This is a genomic window from Oerskovia sp. NPDC057915 (assembly GCF_042887685.1).
Lineage (GTDB): Bacteria > Actinomycetota > Actinomycetes > Actinomycetales > Cellulomonadaceae > Oerskovia.
Window position 1 is genome coordinate 232,782 of the sequence record NZ_JBHVOS010000001.1, and the last position, 16,545, is coordinate 249,326.

Here is a 16,545-nt window from a genome sequence, read left to right on the forward strand (position 1 = left end):
CCCGGAACACGGGGACGTCAGGCGGTGCGGGAGACGTCCAGGAAGGACAGGCCCGTGACGGGGAGGGGCTTGAAGCCGTCGAGCGCCGAGTCCTCCCATGCGCTGGGGAGCTTGCGGTGCAGCAGCGGGTACAGCGGGACCTCGTCGGAGAGGATGTCGAACACCTCGCCCCAGGTCTTCTTCTGCTTGGCCGCGTCCTGCTCGGCGGCGCCCTGGTCGAGCAGGCGCGTGACCTCCGCGAACTCGGGCGTGCTGGCCCAGCGGTAGCGCTTGACGGGCCAGACCGAGCCCGAGTACCACCAGCGGAGCAGCAGGTCGGGGTCGTTGCCGAAGACCGACGGGTCACCGGGGGCCACCATGACCTCGAGCCCGCCGTCGTCGACCTTCTTGTACTGTCCGCCGGACTGGCCGATGTCGAGGGTCGTGGAGATCCCGACCGCGTCGAGGTCCTCCTTGATGAGCGGCGCGACGTCCTTGACCCAGCTCGTGTCGGTCGTCAGGAGCGTGATCGCCAGGCCGCTCACGCCTGCGTCGGCGAGGAGCTTCTTGGCCTTGGCGGGGTCGTGCGAGTAGACCGTCGAGGCCTTGACGTACGACGGGTGCTCCTTGTGCAGGAAGCTGGTCGCCGCGGTCGCGTTGCCGAGCAGGCCCGTGCTGATGATCTTGTCCATGTCGAGCGCGTGGAAGAACGCCTGGCGCACGCGCTTGTCGGTGAACGGGGCCTTGGTGCAGTCGAACATCATGAAGAGCAGGCCGAACGACTGGACGGACTCGACGGTCACGGCGTTCGCGAGGCGGTCGGCGTCGAGGTAGGGCACGTCCTCGATCGCCTGGACGCGGCCCGACTCGACGGCCGTCACGCGGGCGGCGGCGTCGGAGAGCAGGTTCCACGTCATGGCCTTGGCGAGCGCGGGGCGCGAGCCGTTGTAGGCGTCGAAGCGCTCGAAGGTGATCTTGTCGTCGACCGTCGCGCTCGTGAGCTTGTACGGGCCCGAGCCCACGGGCAGCGAGTCGTAGGCCTTGGGGTCGGCCTCGACGATCGCCTTCGGGACGATCTTGACGACCGAGACGCGGTCGACGAAGAGCCCGAACGGGTAGTTGAGCGTGAACGTGACCGTCTTGTCGTCCTTGGCGACCACCGAAGCGAGGAACGGCAGGAACTGGGAGTAGAGCGAGGCGTTGGCCGGGTCGAGGACGCGGTTGAAGCTGAACACGACGTCGTCGGTCGTGACGGGGGAGCCGTCGTGGAACGTCGCGCCGTCGCGCAGCGTGACCTCCCAGGTGGTCTCGTCGATCTTCTTGGGCAGCTCCTTGCCGAGCGCGGCGTAGGGCGTGCGCGCTGCGGGGTCGAGCTCGACGAGGCCCTCGAGGACGTGCCAGTTGGCGGCCATGGTCACGGCGCCGGACGTCGTCATGGGGTCGAAGCCGGTCGACAGGGCGTAGGAGATGCCCGCCTCGATCGTGCCGTCGAGGTTGGGCTTGGTCCCGCCGCCGGCGGGGGTGGTCTGCGGGTCGGCCGAGGTGGACGCGGGTCCGCCGCAGGCGGCGATCGTGCCTGCGATCACCGCTCCTGCGCCGATCACGCCTGCGAGCTTGAGGAAGCTCCGGCGAGAGGTGTCGGTCGCGTTCGTGCTAGTCGCCATCGAGGTAGCCATGAACTCTCCAGATATAGGACGTCTGATGTCTGACGCTGGTAGGGTTGAACCGTAGAGGCAATTTCTGAGGAGGTCAAGGCGCATGACAGCTACCGAGCCCGTGTCACATCTGGGCTTCGGAGGTCAGGGGGTGCGTCCCCCGACGACTACCGAACAGATCAAGGACTACATCCTGCGGGCCCACCTGCGGCCCGGAGACCTGCTGCCGACCGAGGCCGAGCTGTGCTCGCTCCTCGGTGTCAGCCGGTCGAACGTCCGCGAGGCGATCAGGACGCTCGCGGCCCTCGATATCGTCGAGGTGCGGCACGGCTACGGCACCTACGTGGGCCAGCTCTCGCTCAAGCCACTGGTCGAGGGGCTCGTGTTCCGCGGCGTGCTGATCCCGGGGGACGACTTCTCCGCGCTGCGCGAGGTGGTCGAGGTGCGTCAGGCGCTCGACCTGTCCATGGCCGAGCAGATCGTCACCGAGATGGCCGGGACGTCCAACCCCGACCTGGAGAGCCTCGTCGCCGCGATGGAGCACAAGGCGCAGAAGGGGGAGGACTTCTTCGAGGAGGACCGCGAGTTCCACTCGCACCTGCTCGCGCACCTCGACAACTTCCTCGTCGCGCAGCTCGGCACCGCGTTCTGGGACGTGCACCAGGTGGTCTCGCCCAAGCTGGGCCTGCCGGCTCCCGAGCAGATCGACCTCACCGCGAAGGCGCACGGGGCGATGCTGCGCGCGGCCGAGGCGGGGGACGCCGACGCGTACCGGGCCGCGGTCGTCGCGCACTACGCGCCCCTCCAGGACGCGCTGCGCGACGTGGCCGCCACGGTCGAGGCGGAGCGTGCCGCGGCCGCCTCCGCGGCGGCGTCGGGAGAGCGGTCCGGCGAGCGTCCGGCCGCGGCCGTCGAGGCGGGCACGGCGTGAGCCGCGCGACGCTGGCCCCGGGGTCGCGGGCGGTCCTGATCGGCGACTCGATCACGGACGCCGGGCGGCTCGCGGAGGGGGAGTTCGGGCTCGGGCACGGCTATGCGGCGCGGGTCGCAGGCGTGTGCGGGCGCCACGGTGTCGAGGTGGTCAACCGTGGCGTGAGCGGTCACCGGGTCGTGGACCTCCAGGCCCGGTGGGACGACGACGTGCTGGCGCTCGAACCCGACCTCGTGTCGATCAAGATCGGGATCAACGACACGTGGCGCCGGTACGACGCCGGGGACGTGACGAGCGCCGAGGCGTTCGAGACCGGCTACCGCGACCTGCTCGACCGCACGCGGGCCGGCGCGCCGCAGGCGTCGATCGTCCTGGTCGAGCCGTTCCTGGTGCCGGTCCGCGCGGAGCAGTGGCGCTGGCGCGAGGACCTCGACCCCAAGATCCAGGTCGTGCGGCGGCTCGCGGGGGAGTACGGGCTGCCGCTCGTGGCGACCGACGGGCCGTTCGCGCAGGCCGTCACGACCAGCGGGCTCGGCCCGCAGGCCTGGGCGTACGACGGCGTGCACCCGACCCCCGCGGGTCACGACCTGCTCGCGGAGGCGTGGACGGGCGTGGTGCGGCTGGGGTGAGGCGCGGCTGCCGCCCGGCCTGCGTGACGTCGTCGTGCTGCGGTCCGGCGACGCGCCTCCCGCACCCCGACGTGTGCAGTGCGCAACACGTGCGACGTCCGGTCTGGCGAAGGCGCGGCCGAGGGGGGACACTGGTCCTTGGGTGTCCCTTGGGCACTCCCTGACCGTCGTCGTCCCGGACGCCCCCACGCTACGGACCGTGGGACCTGGACGAGGTACGGGATTTCCCCGCACTGCTCGCAGGGCGGGGAGACCGCATGAGGTGTGCGGGAGGAAGAGGGGCGTCGGTTGCCACTGGGGGCGGCCGACGCCTCCCGCACGTCCGGGGTCGTCCGGTGCGTCCGGTCCTCGCACCCGGCCCGGCTCGGTGCCCGACGACGTCGCACCGGTCCGTGGGCCCGGCGGCGGGGCCGTCGCTGGCCGCGGGAGTCAGCTCCGGGAGCGCAGCGCGATCATCTCGTCGATCAGACCGAGGAGCTCGTCGATCGAACCGGCCCGGTCCTGGCTCGCGGCCGAGGGGGCCTCTCCGCTCGCGAAGTGCTCGCTGGCCTGGGCGTAGAGGCCGTCGCCGACGAGCATGATCGCCCGGGTGAGGACGGGGTCGCCGACGACCTCGAGGACCGCGCCGGTCCAGGCGTCGTGGGCGTCGTCGAGCGCGGCGCGAGCCTGCGGGTAGCTGCCCTGCGCGAGCCGTGAGACGGCGACGTAGACGAGCTCGAAGGCGCTGTCGGAGTCGGCGGACGTCCTGATGAAGTAGTCGACCGGCCCGGCGGGCCACGAGCGCATGGTCTCGACGTCCGCGGCGGTCAGCTCGCGCAGGAGCTCCATGAGCCCTTCGGCCAGCGCGACCTTCGAGCCGAAGTGGTAGAGCAGGCCGCCCTTGGAGACGCCGGCCTCAGCGGCGACCGCGTCGAGGGTGGCCGCGCGTTCCCCCTGGGTGACGAGGAGGGTGGCGAACGCCTCGAGGACCTTCGCGCGGGCGGCAGGGGGCGGCGGCATCTTGAAAGTGTACCGTCCGGTCGGTTACTATACCGTCTGGACGGTTGGCAGTCCGGCGCCACAGCGCCGCCCCAGCCGTCCTCGTACGTGAAAGGACTGCTCCCGTGACTCTCGTCCAGGACAACCGGACGCCCCGGGACCCGAACGGCCCCCAGGGCGCCTCGACGCTCCCCGCGACCTCCGGTTCGCCGCTCACCCGCAACCGCCGGTGGGTCGCGCTCGCCGTGCTCATGCTCCCCGTGCTGCTCGTCTCGATCGACAACACGGTGCTCACCTTCGCGCTGCCCCAGATCTCCGAGGCGCTGCGCCCCACGGGGACCCAGCTGCTGTGGATGATCGACATCTACCCGCTCGTGCTCGCGGGCCTGCTCGTCTCGATGGGCTCGTTCGCCGACCGCATCGGACGGCGCAGGCTGCTGCTCGTCGGAGCCGTCGGCTTCGCGGCGGTCTCGGTCGTCGCGGCCTACGCGCCGAGCGCCGAGGCGCTCGTGGCCTCGCGCGCCGGGCTCGGGTTCTTCGGCGCCATGATCATGCCGCCGACGCTGTCGCTGCTGCGCAACATCTTCACCGACCGTGAGGAGCGCCGGCTCGCGATCGCGATCTGGGCCGCGGGCTTCGCGGCCGGCAACGCGATCGGCCCGATCGCGGGCGGCTTCCTGCTCGAGCACTCGTGGTGGGGCTCGGTCTTCCTGCTCGCGGTGCCCGTGCTGCTCCTCCTCCTGGTCCTCGCGCCGATCTTCGTGCCCGAGTCGAAGGACACGAACCCCGGCCGGGTCGACGTCGTCTCGATCGTGCTCTCGATGGCGACCATGGCGCCGATCGTGCTGGGCATCAAGACCCTCGCCAAGTCCGGACCCAGCGCGCTCGCCGTGGGCGCGCTCGTGCTCGGGATCGTCGCCGGGTGGGTGTTCGTCCGTCGTCAGCTCGGGCGGCCCGACCCCATGATCGACGTCCGCCTGTTCCGCCGGGGCGAGTTCTCGGGCGCGGTCGTGATCAACCTCCTGTCGGTGTTCTCGCTCGTGGGCTTCCTGTTCTTCGTGTCGCAGGACGTGCAGCTCGTCATCGGCCTGAGCCCCATGAAGGCCGGCTACGCGCTGCTGCCGGGGCTGGCCGCGATGATCGTCGCCGGACTCCTGGTCGTCCGCGTGGTGCGCAAGGTCCGACCGTCGTACGTGGTCGCCGTCGCGCTGCTGTTCGCCGCGGCGGGCTACGCGATCGTGGCCCTCAGCGCGGGTGCGAGCACGCTCATGGTGCTCGTCGTCGCGTTCGTGGTCCTCGCGATCGGGATCGGCGCGGCCGAGACCGTGTCGAACGACCTGATCGTCTCTGCCGTCCCGGCCGACAAGGCCGGGGCCGCCTCAGCGATCTCGGAGACCGCGTACGAGGTCGGCGCCGTGCTGGGCACGGCCATCCTCGGCAGCATCCTCACGGCCTCCTACCACCGCAACGTCGTCGTCCCCGACGGCGTGCCCGTCGCCGACGCGACCGCGGCCGCCGAGACCCTCGGTGGTGCGACGCAGGTCGCCGAGACCCTGCCGGCCGGCCAGGCCCAGGCGCTGCTCGCCTCGGCCCACGAGGCCTTCGGCAGCGGTGTGGGGACGACGTCGTGGATCGGTTTCGGTCTCATGCTCGTGGCGGCGACGATCGCCCTCGTGGCGCTGCGTTCCGCGCGGGCGTGACATTCACCCGGGTGCCGGCGAGCGTGCCCGCTGGCATCCGGGTGGCGGATCGGGAAGGGTGAGAGGTGATGGATCGCCTCCGCTCGACCCCGCGCCGCAGGGTCCGCCGCTCACCGGTCGGACCCGCTCCCGTGCGGGCCCGCGAGGAGGTCGGTGCCCTCGAGCCCCCTCCCGGTCCTGCCCGCGGAGGCCTCCCCGTGCGAGGGCGGAGGTGAGGGTCGGGTGAGCGATCTCGCCGGACCGGGTGAATCGGACCCCCGCGGTCCGGACGGCAGCGAGCGGCACGGCAGAATACGGGGCATGAGCAGAGGTGCCCGGTGGATCCTCGTCGCGGTCGTCGCGGCGCTGGTGATCGTGCTCGCCGGGCCGTACGTCGTGGCCCGCATCTCTGCGGGCAACCCCCCGCCTCCGCTGGGCCTGCAGACGCCGGGGGAGAGCGCCCCGCCGTCGGAGTCGCCCGTCCCTGGACCCTTCGACCCGGACGGCACCTGGGTCGTGAGTCCCGGCTCGCAGGCCGGGTACCGGGTCGGCGAGGTCCTCAGCGGCGAGAAGGGCACGGTCGTCGGTCGGACCGAGGCGGTAGGGGGCTCGCTCGTGGTCACCGACGGTGAGCTCGTCCGGGCCGAGATCACGGTGGACACGGGGTCGATCGCGAGCGACAGCGTGGTGCGCGACGACGCGTTCAGGCGGCTCCTCGAGACCGACGTGTTCCCCAACGCGGTGTTCATCCTCACCGAACCGGTCGACCTCACGGGGATCGAGAACCGGGACGAGCCCCTGACGGTCAAGGCCCGGGGCACCCTCACGATCCGCGACGTGACCGAACCCGTGAACGTGACGCTCGAGGCGCGGCGCTCGGGCGACGGGGTCCAGGTGAGCGGGGCCATCCCGGTGACGTTCGCGGACTACGGCGTGCACGTCCCCGAGCTGCCGTTCGTGACGCTGGACCCGACGGGCACCGTCGAGATGCTGCTCCGGCTCGAACGCGGTGCACCCGCGCAGACCCCCGCACCCTGACCGGTCCCTGCTGACGCTGCCCGGTCGGGTGTCCTCGCGCGCGTCGCGAGGCGCGGACGCGGGCTCGGCCGTCCCCGGTGCTCGACGCGGGGCCTTGCTCCTGGTTAAAGTTCGGTATGCCGAACTTTCAACTTCGCACAGGGGTGAAACCTCTGCTCGGAGGTCTCGTCGCACTGCTCCTCGCCGCGGGCTGCGCGGTCGACCCGGCCCCGGGCGAGCCCGCGCCCGGGGAGAGCCTCGTCGCGGGGGCGAGCGACGCCGTCGGGCCGCTGCAGGTCCTGACCACCTTCACCGTCCTGGCCGACATGGCCCGCGAGGTCGGGGGAGAGCACGTCGAGGTCGCGTCCCTGACCAAGGTCGGCGCCGAGATCCACGGCTACGAGCCCACACCCGCGGACCTGCGCCGCGCCGCGAGCGCCGACCTCGTCCTCGACAACGGTCTCGGTCTCGAGAAGTGGTTCGAGCCCTTCGTCGCACGGCTCGACGCCCCGCACGTCACGGTCTCGGACGGCGTCGACGTGATCGAGATCGGCTCCGGGGCGTACGACGGGCGCCCCAACCCGCACGCCTGGATGTCACCCGTCAACGGCGCGATCTACGCCCGCAACATCGGCGAGGCGTTCGCGGCGGCAGACCCCGGGAACGCTGCCGACTACCGCGCGAACGCCGCCGGCTACGCCCGGCGCATCGAGGCCGTGGGCCGCGAGCTCGCGGCCGAGGTCGACCAGGTCCCGGCCGCCTCCCGGGCGCTCGTCACGTGCGAGGGGGCCTTCTCCTACCTTGCACGCGACGTCGGGCTCGACGAGAAGTTCCTGTGGCCCGTCAATGCCGACCAGCAGGGCACGCCGCAGCAGGTCGCTCGCGTCATCGACTACGTCCGGGACAACGACGTGCGCGCCGTGTTCTGCGAGACGACCGTCTCGGCCGCCGCCCAGCGGCAGGTCGCGGCCGAGACGGGCGCGACCTACGCGGGCACGCTCTACGTCGACTCGCTGTCCCGGCCCGACGGCGCGGTCCCCACCTACCTCGACCTGCTCACCCACGACGCGCGCGTCATCAGCGCGGGGCTGCGGGGCGAGTCGTGACGACCTTCCGTCGAGCGCGCGTGGGGGAGACCCGCGACACGACCATCGCCCGACCAACCCCCCGACCCGACGCCCCGGAGCCGCACATGGACCCCACGCCCGCCCTCGACGTCCACGGGCTCACGGTCCGCTACCGCGAGGTGCTCGCGCTCGAGGACGTGGGCCTGACGCTCGCGCCCGGCACGGTGACCGGGCTCATCGGGGCCAACGGGTCGGGCAAGTCGACGCTGTTCCGGTCCGTCATGGGCATGACGCGCGGCAACGGCGTGACCCAGGCCGGGGACGTGCGGGTCTACGGCCGGGACGCGGACGCGGCGCGCAAGGACGGGCTCGTCGGGTACGTGCCGCAGTCCGAGGACGTCGACTGGGCGTTCCCGGTCGACGTGCGCGACGTGGTGACCATGGGCCGCTACGGAGGGCTCGGCCCGACGCGTCGGGCACGCGCCGAGGATCGCCGGGCCGTGGCCGACGCCCTGGAGCGGGTGGGGCTCGCGGACCTCGCGCACCGCCAGATCGGCCGGCTGTCCGGCGGGCAGCGCAAGCGGGTCTTCGTCGCCCGCGCGATCGCCCAGGGCGCGCGGCTGCTGCTGCTCGACGAGCCGTTCGCCGGGGTCGACAAGGTCTCGGAGGCGCAGATCACCGCCGTGCTGCGGGGCTTGGCGGCGGCCGGCTGCGCCGTCCTCGTCTCGACGCACGACCTCACGTCGCTGCCCGACCTCGTCGACGACGCGATCCTGCTCCAGCGCCGCGTGATCATGACCGGGCCGCCCGACGTGGTGCTGCGCCCCGAGAACCTCGCCCGCACGTTCGGGATCGACCCGCTCGCGGCGAGCCGGGGCGGGCCGGGCCCGGCGGACACGGCAGACCCGGCGGACCAGGCAGACCCGGCGGACCCGGCCGAGCCGGCCGATGCCGTCGGTGACGCCGACCGAACTCCACCCCGTGCACCGGCGCCGCACGGCTCCGCGACGACCGAAGGAGCCGCCCGATGAACCCGCTCGACCTGCTCGCCGCCGCGGGGACGTGGCTGGCCGCGCCCCTCGAGTACGAGTTCGTGCAGCGCGCGCTGCTCGTCGCGGTCGTCGCGAGCATCGTGTGCGCGCTCCTGAGCTGCTGGCTCATCATGATCGGCTGGTCGCTGCTCGGGGACGCGGTCTCGCACGCGGTGCTGCCGGGCGTCGTGCTGTCCTACATCGTCGGGGTTCCGTTCGCGGTGGGCGCGCTCGTGTTCGGGATCGGGGCGGTCGCGCTGATCGGCACGGTCCGGGACACGAGCAGGCTCAAGGAGGACGCGGCGATCGGCGTGGTCTTCACGACGCTGTTCGCGATCGGGATCGTCCTCGTCTCGGTCACGCCGAGCCAGATCGACCTGGGGCACATCCTGTTCGGCAACATGCTCGGCATCACGGACACGGACCTGTGGCAGGTCGTGGTGCTCGGTGCGCTGACGACCGTGGTCCTCGTGCTCAAGCGGCGCGACCTGACGCTGTTCGCGTTCGACCCCGTGCACGCGCACGCGGTCGGCATCTCGCCGCGGCGCCTGTCGGCCCTGCTGCTGGGCTCGCTCGCGCTCACCGTGGTGGTTGCGCTCCAGGCGGTCGGGGTCGTGCTCGTCGTGGCCCTGGTCATCACGCCGGGGGCCACGGCGTACCTCCTGGTCGACCGCATGTCCCGCATGCTCGTGGTCGCGCCGCTCGTCGCGGTGGGCTGCGCGGTCGTCGGGATCTACGCGAGCTACTACCTCGACACGGCGAGCGCCGCGACGATCGTCGTCGCGCAGGGGGTCGTGTTCGCGGTCGCGTACGTGGTCCACCTGGCGCGCCGCCCGCGCGTGCAGGCCGCAGGCCCGACGGCGGAGCGTGAGCCCGCGGAGCTGGTCGCCGGGTGAGGGGCCAGGGCGGGGGACGGTGCGGGCGGCCGGGTGCCGACGTGCGCCTCCGGGTGTCCGGGCCTCGGTCCGCCCGGCCCTGCGGAGGGCCGTGAAATAGAGTGAGCGCCGTGGACCATCCCCTCGACCTGACCTCCGTCGCCCAGGACTACCTCAAGGTGGTGTGGTCGGCGCAGGAGTGGTCCGACGAGCCCGTGACCACCAAGCTCCTCGCGGACCGGCTCGGGGTCGGGGCCTCGACCGTGTCGGAGACCGTGCGCCGCCTGTCCGCGCAGGGCCTGCTGGTTCACGCCCGCTACGGCGCGATCGAGCTCACGGACCTGGGGCGCTCGCACGCGGTCGCGATGGTGCGACGGCACCGCATCCTCGAGACGTACCTGGTCTCGGAGCTGGGGTACTCGTGGGACGAGGTGCACGACGAGGCCGAGGTCCTGGAGCACGCGGTGTCCGACCTCATGCTCGACCGCATCGACGCGTTGCTCGGACACCCGACGCGCGACCCGCACGGCGACCCGATCCCGACGGCATCGGGCCATGTCCCGCGACCGGCGGCGGTCCGGCTCTCGGAGCTCGACGCGGGGGCGTGCGCGGTCGTGGCGCGGATCTCGGACTCGGACCCGGACGTGCTGCGGTACCTCGCCGAGCTGGGCCTGGGGCTCGACGCCGAGGTCTGCGTGCAGGAGAGGCGCGAGTACGCGGGCACCATGGCCATCACGTGGGGGAGCGACGAGAGCCCCGTGCACCTGGGGCTCCCGGCTGCGTCCCGCGTGTGGGTCGTGCCGCAGCCCCTCGCCGCGGGCCACGCCCCGGTCTAGACTGACGTTCTTCCCGCATCACGCTGCCGACGGCGCCAGCGACAGGCTCGAATCGATTCGATCCGCAGTGTCCCGCCCCTGAACACCCTCGAAAGGTCCGCCTTGACCGTCGACAGCACCAGCCTGCCCGGCCCGACCGACACCCACGCCGAGGCGCCAACCCCGGGCGCGCGACGTCGTCGGGCAGGGGGCGGAGCGCCGCGTGGCTCCCGGACCACCGGGCTCGCGCTGCTCGCGCTCGCCGCGGGCGGCTTCACGATCGGCACGACCGAGTTCGCGACCATGGGCCTGCTGCCCGACATCGCCGACGCGTTCGACGCCTCCATCCCGCTCACCGGGCACGCCATCACGGCCTACGCCGTGGGCGTCGTCGTCGGCGCGCCCCTGCTGACCGTGCTCGCCGCGCGCGTCTCGCGCAAGAAGCTGCTCATCGCGCTCATGCTCGCCTACACCCTCGGCAACGTGCTCTCGGCCGAGGCCCCCAGCATCGAGGGGCTCATCGCGGGCCGCTTCCTCGCGGGCCTGCCGCACGGCGCGTTCTTCGGGGTCGGGGCCGCGGTCGGCGCCGCCGTCGCCGGGCCCGGGCGCCGCGGCCACGCCGTGGCCATGATGATGACCGGCCTCACGATCGCGAACGTCGTGGGCGTCCCGCTGTCGACGTTCGCGGGCCAGCAGCTCGGCTGGCGCGCCGCGTTCGTGCTCATCGGCGTCCTGGGCGGCATCACGCTCGCAGCCCTGTGGCGCTGGGTCCCCGCCGGCGCGGGCGACACCGGGTCGAGCGTGAGCCAGGAGGTCGCCGCGCTGAGGAACGGCCCGCTGTGGATCAGCTTCGTGGGCGGCGCGATCGGCTTCGGCGGCATGTTCGCCGTCTACTCCTACGTCGCACCCACCATGACCGAGGTCACGGGCCTCTCGCTCGGCGTCGTCCCCGTGGTCCTCGCGATCTTCGGCCTCGGCATGACGCTCGGGACGATCGTCGGCGGACGGCTCGCCGACAAGGACGTCCTGCGCACCGTGTGGATCGGCTTCGGCTCGACGGCCCTCGCCCTCGTCGCGTTCGCGCTCACGGGCCAGAGCCCGGTCCCGGCCGTCGCGTCCCTGTTCCTGCTGGGCGTGACGTCGCAGATCCTGGGCCTCGCGCTCCAGACCCGGCTCATGGACCTCTCTCCCGGCGCACCCTCGCTCGGAGCAGCGCTGTGCCACTCGGCGCTCAACGTCGGCAACGCCAACGGCGCATTCCTCGGCGGCCTCGTCATCGCCGCCGGCTGGGGATACCTCGACCTCGCGTGGACAGGCCTCGCCCTCACGCTCGCCGGCCTCGCGATCATCGCCCTGTTCGGACGTCAGCGCGTCGCGCACGTCCGGGACGACGCCCCGGCCCTGGAGGACGCACAGGCACAGCCGTCGACGGCCGGCGCGGCGTGACCTGGGCGGCCCCGCGCCCCTCGCCCGGCGGGGCGAGCCCGCACGTCAGGGGCACTGGCCCGCTCGACGACGCGCCGACCCGCCCGAGGCGGACCCCTCAGGTGTTGAGGCCCAGCCCCTTGCGGCCCTTCGCGAAGTAGGCGATCGGACCCACCCAGTTCGCGAGCATCGCCACGCCCCACGCGAGCTTCGAACCCTCGACCTCGTCGGCAGACCGCCTGGCCAGGTCGCGGTAGCCCGCGACCGTGAGCGAGACCTGCACGATCGAGGCCACCACCATCAACGCCTTCTTGCGGCTGCTGAACTCGCTCCACGACTTCTTGTGTGCCATGAGCACCCCTCCCGTGTCGGTACGACGACCTGTCCCCACGACGCTACGCGTGCTCCACCCGGGGCGCACGGCACCGGGCCACGATCCGCGCGTACGTGGTGCATTCAGCCAAGCCCCAGAGATCGCCGGTACCTTGGGCCCACCTGTGTGCCGGAAGCGCACACGCAGACCCTTCAGGAGCGGTTCGTGAGCGAGAGCCCCACCCGTCCTTTCCGCACCGGGCGCACCCCGGGCACGCCCGGCGACTCCGCCGACCTCCTCGCCCCCGACCAGGGGGGAGGCCTCGGCGCCCCCGACGCCAAGAACCTGACTCCTCGCGCGTTCGGGTGGGTGCTCCTGGTCGCCGGCACGGTCGGGCTGGTCGGCGCCGCCTGGTTGGCGATCGAGCGCTACCTCAAGCTCATCGACCCGAACCACGTCGCGGCGTGCTCCCTCAACCCGTTCCTCGACTGCGGCCCAGCCATGGCGTCGTGGCAGGGGGCGCTCCTCGGGTTCCCCAACCCGTTCCTCGGCGTCGCCGCCTTCCCCGTGGTCATGACGATCGGCGTCGTGGTCCTCACGGGCGCCCGCCTGCCCCGCTGGTTCTGGCTCACCCTGCTGGCCGTCACGACCGTCGCCATGGGCCTCATCGTCTTCCTCGTGTGGACCAGCCTGTACGTGCTCGTCGTGCTCTGCCCGTTCTGCATGGTCGTGTGGGCCGCGATGCTGCCGATCTTCTGGTTCCAGGTCGTGCACGCCGTCCAGGAGGGGTACCTCAAGGTCTCCGAGGGGGTACGCCGCGTGATCGTCGACAACAAGGGCACGCTCCTCGCGGTGCTCTACGTCCTCCTCGTGGCCTGGGTCTTCCTCGAGATGGGCCCCACGATCGTCGAGTACCTGCAGACCGTCTGACCGGCTCCCGGTCCGCCCGGTCCACCCGTCCGCCCGGACCCGACCCGGGTGGACGGGGCGCCCTGACGGCGTGGGTGGGCGGCGCCGTCGGGCCGGGTGGGACGTGGGCGTCCAGCCCGCGCCCGCCTGCCGGACGAGGCCGCGCCGAACGGTAAACTCGCGGGGTGAGCACGCCTGAGAACCCCGCCCCCGAGAACCCCGCCGAGTCCGCGCGCCCCGCCCCCGCGGCCTCGCTCGAGACGACCTCCCACCGCTACACGCCCGCCCTCGCGCAGGACATCGAGCTCCGGTGGCAGGACGCGTGGGAGGAGCGCGGCACGTTCTGGGCCGCGAACCCCTCGGGGCACCTCACCGACGGCGAGGGCAGGCACGCCGACGGGCGCTCGCCCTACTTCATCATGGACATGTTCCCGTACCCCTCGGGTGCGGGTCTGCACGTGGGGCACCCGCTCGGGTTCATCGCGACCGACGTCGTCGGACGCTTCCGGCGCATGTGCGGCGACAACGTGCTGCACGCGCTCGGGTACGACGCGTTCGGCCTGCCCGCCGAGCAGTTCGCGGTGCAGACGGGCCAGCACCCGCGTGTGTCGACCGAGGCGAACATCGCGAACATGCGCCGCCAGCTGCGCCGCCTGGGCCTGGGGCACGACTCGCGCCGCTCGTTCGCGACGATCGACCCCGAGTACGTCCGCTGGACGCAGTGGATCTTCCTGCAGATCTTCGAGGCCTGGTACGACGAGGACGCCGTGCGTCCCGACGGCGGCACGGGCCGCGCCCGCCCCATCACCGAGCTCGTGGCCGAGTACGCCGCGGGCACGCGGCCTGTCCCCGGCCACCCCGAGGGCACCCGCTGGTCCGACCTCGACCGCGTCGCGCAGCGCGCCGTGATCGACCCGCAGCGCCTGGCCTACGTGTCCGAGTCGCCCGTGAACTGGGCGCCGGGCCTGGGCACCGTGCTCGCCAACGAGGAGGTCACCTCGGACGGCCGCTCCGAGCGCGGCAACTTCCCCGTCTTCCAGCGCAGCCTGCGCCAGTGGAACATGCGCATCACGGCGTACGCCGACCGCCTCGCCGACGACCTCGACCTCATCGACTGGCCCGAGAAGGTCAAGTCGATGCAGCGCAACTGGATCGGCCGCAGCGAGGGCGCGAACGTGCGCTTCGCGATCGACGGCCTGGGTGCCGCAGGCAGCCAGGACGTCGAGGTCTTCACGACGCGCCCCGACACGCTGTTCGGTGCGACGTTCCTGGTCGTCTCGCCCGAGCACCCCCTGCTCGACGAGGTCCCCGCCGAGTGGCCCGACGGCACGCACGGCGTCTGGACCGGTGGACACGCGACCCCGATCGACGCCGTCGCGGCGTACCGCAAGGAGGCCGCGGCCAAGACCGCGGTCGAGCGCCAGGCCGACGCGGGCAAGAAGACCGGGGTCTTCACGGGCCACCTCGCCGTGAACCCCGTCAACGGCACGCTCATCCCCGTGTTCACCGCGGACTACGTGCTCATGGGCTACGGCACGGGCGCCATCATGGCCGTCCCCGGCGGCGACGAGCGCGACCACGCTTTCGCCGAGGCCTTCGAGCTGCCCGTGGTCCACACCATCGCGGTCCCCGCCGACCACGAGGGCGCCTGGACCGGCGACGGCGAGATCGTCAACTCCTCCAACGACGAGATCTCGCTCGACGGCCTGAACGTGGCCGACGCCAAGCGCGCCATGATCGAGTGGCTCGAGGCCAAGGACATCGGCACGGGCACCGTGACGTACCGTCTGCGCGACTGGCTCTTCAGCCGCCAGCGTTACTGGGGCGAGCCGTTCCCCATCGTCTACGACGAGAACGACCAGCCCATCGCGCTGCCCGACGAGCTGCTGCCCGTCAACCTGCCCGAGGTCCCCGACTACTCGCCGCGCACCTACGAGCCCGACGACGCCGACTCCTCGCCCGAGCCCCCGCTCGGTCGCAACGAGGACTGGGTCAACGTCACGCTCGACCTGGGCGACGGCCCCAAGACCTACCGCCGCGACACCAACACCATGCCCAACTGGGCCGGGTCCTGCTGGTACTACCTGCGCTACCTCGACCCCGCGGACACCGAGCACATGGCGGCCCCGGAGCTCGAGACGTACTGGACCGGCCCCGGGCACAACGCCACGGCCGGCCCCGCGGGCGGCGTCGACCTGTACGTGGGCGGTGTCGAGCACGCCGTGCTGCACCTGCTCTACGCGCGCTTCTGGCACAAGGTGCTCCTGGACCTCGGGCACGTGACCAGCACCGAGCCGTTCCACAAGCTCTTCAACCAGGGCTACGTGCAGGCCTACGCCTTCACCGACTCGCGCGGCGCGTACGTGCCGGCCGAGGAGGTCGTCGAAGAAGGCGGCGGCGACGAGGTCCGGTACCTGTGGAACGGCGAGCCCGTCAACCGTGAGTACGGGAAGATGGGCAAGTCGCTCAAGAACGTCGTGACGCCCGACGACATGTACGAGACCTACGGCGCCGACACGTTCCGCGTGTACGAGATGTCCATGGGACCGCTCGACCTGTCGCGCCCCTGGGACACTCGCGCCGTCGTCGGCTCGCAGCGCTTCCTGCAGCGGCTGTGGCGCAACGTCGTCAGCGAGGAGACGGGCAGGACGACGGTCTCGGACGAGCCCGCCGAGGTCGCGACCCTGCGCCTGGTCCACCGGACGATCGCGGACGTGCGCGTCGAGATGGAGCACATGCGCTCCAACACGGCGATCGCCAAGCTCATCGCGCTCAACAACCACCTCACGGGCCTGGACCGGGTGCCGCGCGAGGCGATCGAGCCGCTGATCCTCATGGTGGCGCCCATCGCCCCGCACATCGCGGAGGAGCTGTGGTCCCGCCTCGGCCACCCGCAGTCGCTGGCCCACGAGCCTTTCCCGGTCGCGCTCGACGAGTACCTGGTCGAGGACACCGTGACGTGCGTCGTGCAGGTCCAGGGCAAGGTGCGCAGCCGCCTCGAGGTCCCGCCGTCGATCGGCGAGGACGAGCTGCGTGAGCTGGCGCTGGCCGACGCGAACGTGCAGCGCACGCTCGACGGGCGGGGCATCCGCACGGTCATCGTCCGCGCCCCGAAGCTCGTGAACGTGGTCCCTGCCTGACGCTGTGCCGCTGAGTGCATGATTCGGCTGCGACACGCCCGGCGAGTCGCAGCCGAATCACGCACTCACGGGTGCGTTGTCCACAGATTCGTCGGTTCACCG

Annotated in this window: 14 protein-coding genes; 11 read left to right on the top strand and 3 right to left on the bottom strand. The window is 72.2% G+C overall.

What is annotated here, in order from left to right:
• Positions 1-17: 17 nt before the first annotated feature.
• Positions 18-1,643: an ABC transporter substrate-binding protein gene (locus tag ACFVQ3_RS01105; protein WP_387634019.1), complete on the bottom strand. Its 1,626-nt coding sequence runs from the start codon at positions 1,641-1,643 to the stop codon at positions 18-20.
• A gap of 94 nt (positions 1,644-1,737) precedes the next feature.
• On the opposite strand from ACFVQ3_RS01105, the gene ACFVQ3_RS01110 reads away from it, so the two are divergent.
• Entirely contained in the window at positions 1,738-2,565 is an 828-nt protein-coding gene (locus ACFVQ3_RS01110; protein WP_387634021.1) for a FadR/GntR family transcriptional regulator, read from the top strand.
• Positions 2,562-3,194 (top strand): SGNH/GDSL hydrolase family protein, encoded by a 633-nt coding sequence (locus ACFVQ3_RS01115; protein ID WP_387634023.1) that lies wholly within the window; start codon positions 2,562-2,564, stop codon positions 3,192-3,194. The genes ACFVQ3_RS01110 and ACFVQ3_RS01115 overlap by 4 nt, the downstream gene beginning before the upstream one ends.
• A 429-nt stretch (positions 3,195-3,623) precedes the next feature.
• Here ACFVQ3_RS01115 and ACFVQ3_RS01120 read toward each other — a convergent pair whose 3' ends face one another.
• Positions 3,624-4,193 carry a TetR/AcrR family transcriptional regulator gene (locus ACFVQ3_RS01120; RefSeq protein WP_387634025.1) on the bottom strand — a complete coding sequence of 190 codons (570 nt, stop codon included), beginning with the start codon at positions 4,191-4,193 and terminating at the stop codon, positions 3,624-3,626.
• Positions 4,194-4,297: 104 nt separating this feature from the next.
• Here ACFVQ3_RS01120 and ACFVQ3_RS01125 point away from each other — a divergent pair, with 104 nt between their 5' ends.
• The 7 genes from ACFVQ3_RS01125 (at position 4,298) to ACFVQ3_RS01155 (ending at position 12,102) form a co-directional block, all read left to right on the top strand.
• The gene (locus ACFVQ3_RS01125; protein WP_387634027.1) at positions 4,298-5,872 is read left to right on the top strand and encodes an MFS transporter; all 1,575 of its coding nucleotides are present in this window, start codon (positions 4,298-4,300) and stop codon (positions 5,870-5,872) included.
• Between the two features lie 300 nt (positions 5,873-6,172).
• A complete protein-coding gene (locus tag ACFVQ3_RS01130; protein ID WP_387634029.1) occupies positions 6,173-6,889 on the top strand; it encodes a YceI family protein in 717 nt (238 codons plus the stop codon).
• 143 nt (positions 6,890-7,032) lie between these two features.
• On the top strand, positions 7,033-7,974 hold the full coding sequence (locus ACFVQ3_RS01135; protein ID WP_387634031.1) for a metal ABC transporter substrate-binding protein: 942 nt from the start codon (positions 7,033-7,035) through the stop codon (positions 7,972-7,974).
• A gap of 86 nt (positions 7,975-8,060) precedes the next feature.
• Entirely contained in the window at positions 8,061-8,966 is a 906-nt protein-coding gene (locus ACFVQ3_RS01140; RefSeq protein ID WP_387634033.1) for a metal ABC transporter ATP-binding protein, read from the top strand.
• Complete coding sequence (locus ACFVQ3_RS01145; RefSeq protein WP_387634035.1) at positions 8,963-9,862, top strand: metal ABC transporter permease; 900 nt, start codon at positions 8,963-8,965, stop codon at positions 9,860-9,862. The genes ACFVQ3_RS01140 and ACFVQ3_RS01145 overlap by 4 nt, the downstream gene beginning before the upstream one ends.
• 110 nt (positions 9,863-9,972) lie before the next feature.
• Entirely contained in the window at positions 9,973-10,677 is a 705-nt protein-coding gene (locus ACFVQ3_RS01150) for a metal-dependent transcriptional regulator (RefSeq protein WP_387634037.1), read from the top strand.
• Between the two features lie 102 nt (positions 10,678-10,779).
• Positions 10,780-12,102, top strand: coding sequence for an MFS transporter (locus tag ACFVQ3_RS01155; protein WP_387634039.1), 1,323 nt, complete (start codon positions 10,780-10,782; stop codon positions 12,100-12,102).
• A 97-nt stretch (positions 12,103-12,199) separates the two neighbouring features.
• On the opposite strand, the gene ACFVQ3_RS01160 is transcribed toward ACFVQ3_RS01155, so the two are convergent.
• Positions 12,200-12,433 carry a PLDc N-terminal domain-containing protein gene (locus ACFVQ3_RS01160; protein ID WP_387634041.1) on the bottom strand — a complete coding sequence of 78 codons (234 nt, stop codon included), beginning with the start codon at positions 12,431-12,433 and terminating at the stop codon, positions 12,200-12,202.
• 186 nt (positions 12,434-12,619) lie between these two features.
• Between ACFVQ3_RS01160 and ACFVQ3_RS01165 the strand changes: the two genes are divergently transcribed.
• Positions 12,620-13,324, top strand: coding sequence for a vitamin K epoxide reductase family protein (locus ACFVQ3_RS01165; RefSeq protein ID WP_387634043.1), 705 nt, complete (start codon positions 12,620-12,622; stop codon positions 13,322-13,324).
• A gap of 164 nt (positions 13,325-13,488) precedes the next feature.
• Positions 13,489-16,443, top strand: coding sequence for a leucine--tRNA ligase (gene leuS, locus ACFVQ3_RS01170; RefSeq protein ID WP_387634045.1), 2,955 nt, complete (start codon positions 13,489-13,491; stop codon positions 16,441-16,443).
• The last annotated feature ends 102 nt before the right edge of the window (positions 16,444-16,545 follow it).

Bases quoted from the DNA above. Each gene is read 5' to 3' on its own strand.
- ACFVQ3_RS01160 (WP_387634041.1), bottom strand. From the start codon at position 12,433: ATGGCACACAAGAAGTCGTGGAGCGAGTTCAGCAGCCGCAAGAAGGCG.
- ACFVQ3_RS01145 (WP_387634035.1), top strand. From the start codon at position 8,963: ATGAACCCGCTCGACCTGCTCGCCGCCGCGGGGACGTGGCTGGCCGCG.
- ACFVQ3_RS01140 (WP_387634033.1), top strand. From the start codon at position 8,061: ATGGACCCCACGCCCGCCCTCGACGTCCACGGGCTCACGGTCCGCTAC.
- ACFVQ3_RS01105 (WP_387634019.1), bottom strand. From the start codon at position 1,643: ATGGCGACTAGCACGAACGCGACCGACACCTCTCGCCGGAGCTTCCTC.
- ACFVQ3_RS01110 (WP_387634021.1), top strand. From the start codon at position 1,738: ATGACAGCTACCGAGCCCGTGTCACATCTGGGCTTCGGAGGTCAGGGG.
- ACFVQ3_RS01130 (WP_387634029.1), top strand. From the start codon at position 6,173: ATGAGCAGAGGTGCCCGGTGGATCCTCGTCGCGGTCGTCGCGGCGCTG.
- ACFVQ3_RS01120 (WP_387634025.1), bottom strand. From the start codon at position 4,193: ATGCCGCCGCCCCCTGCCGCCCGCGCGAAGGTCCTCGAGGCGTTCGCC.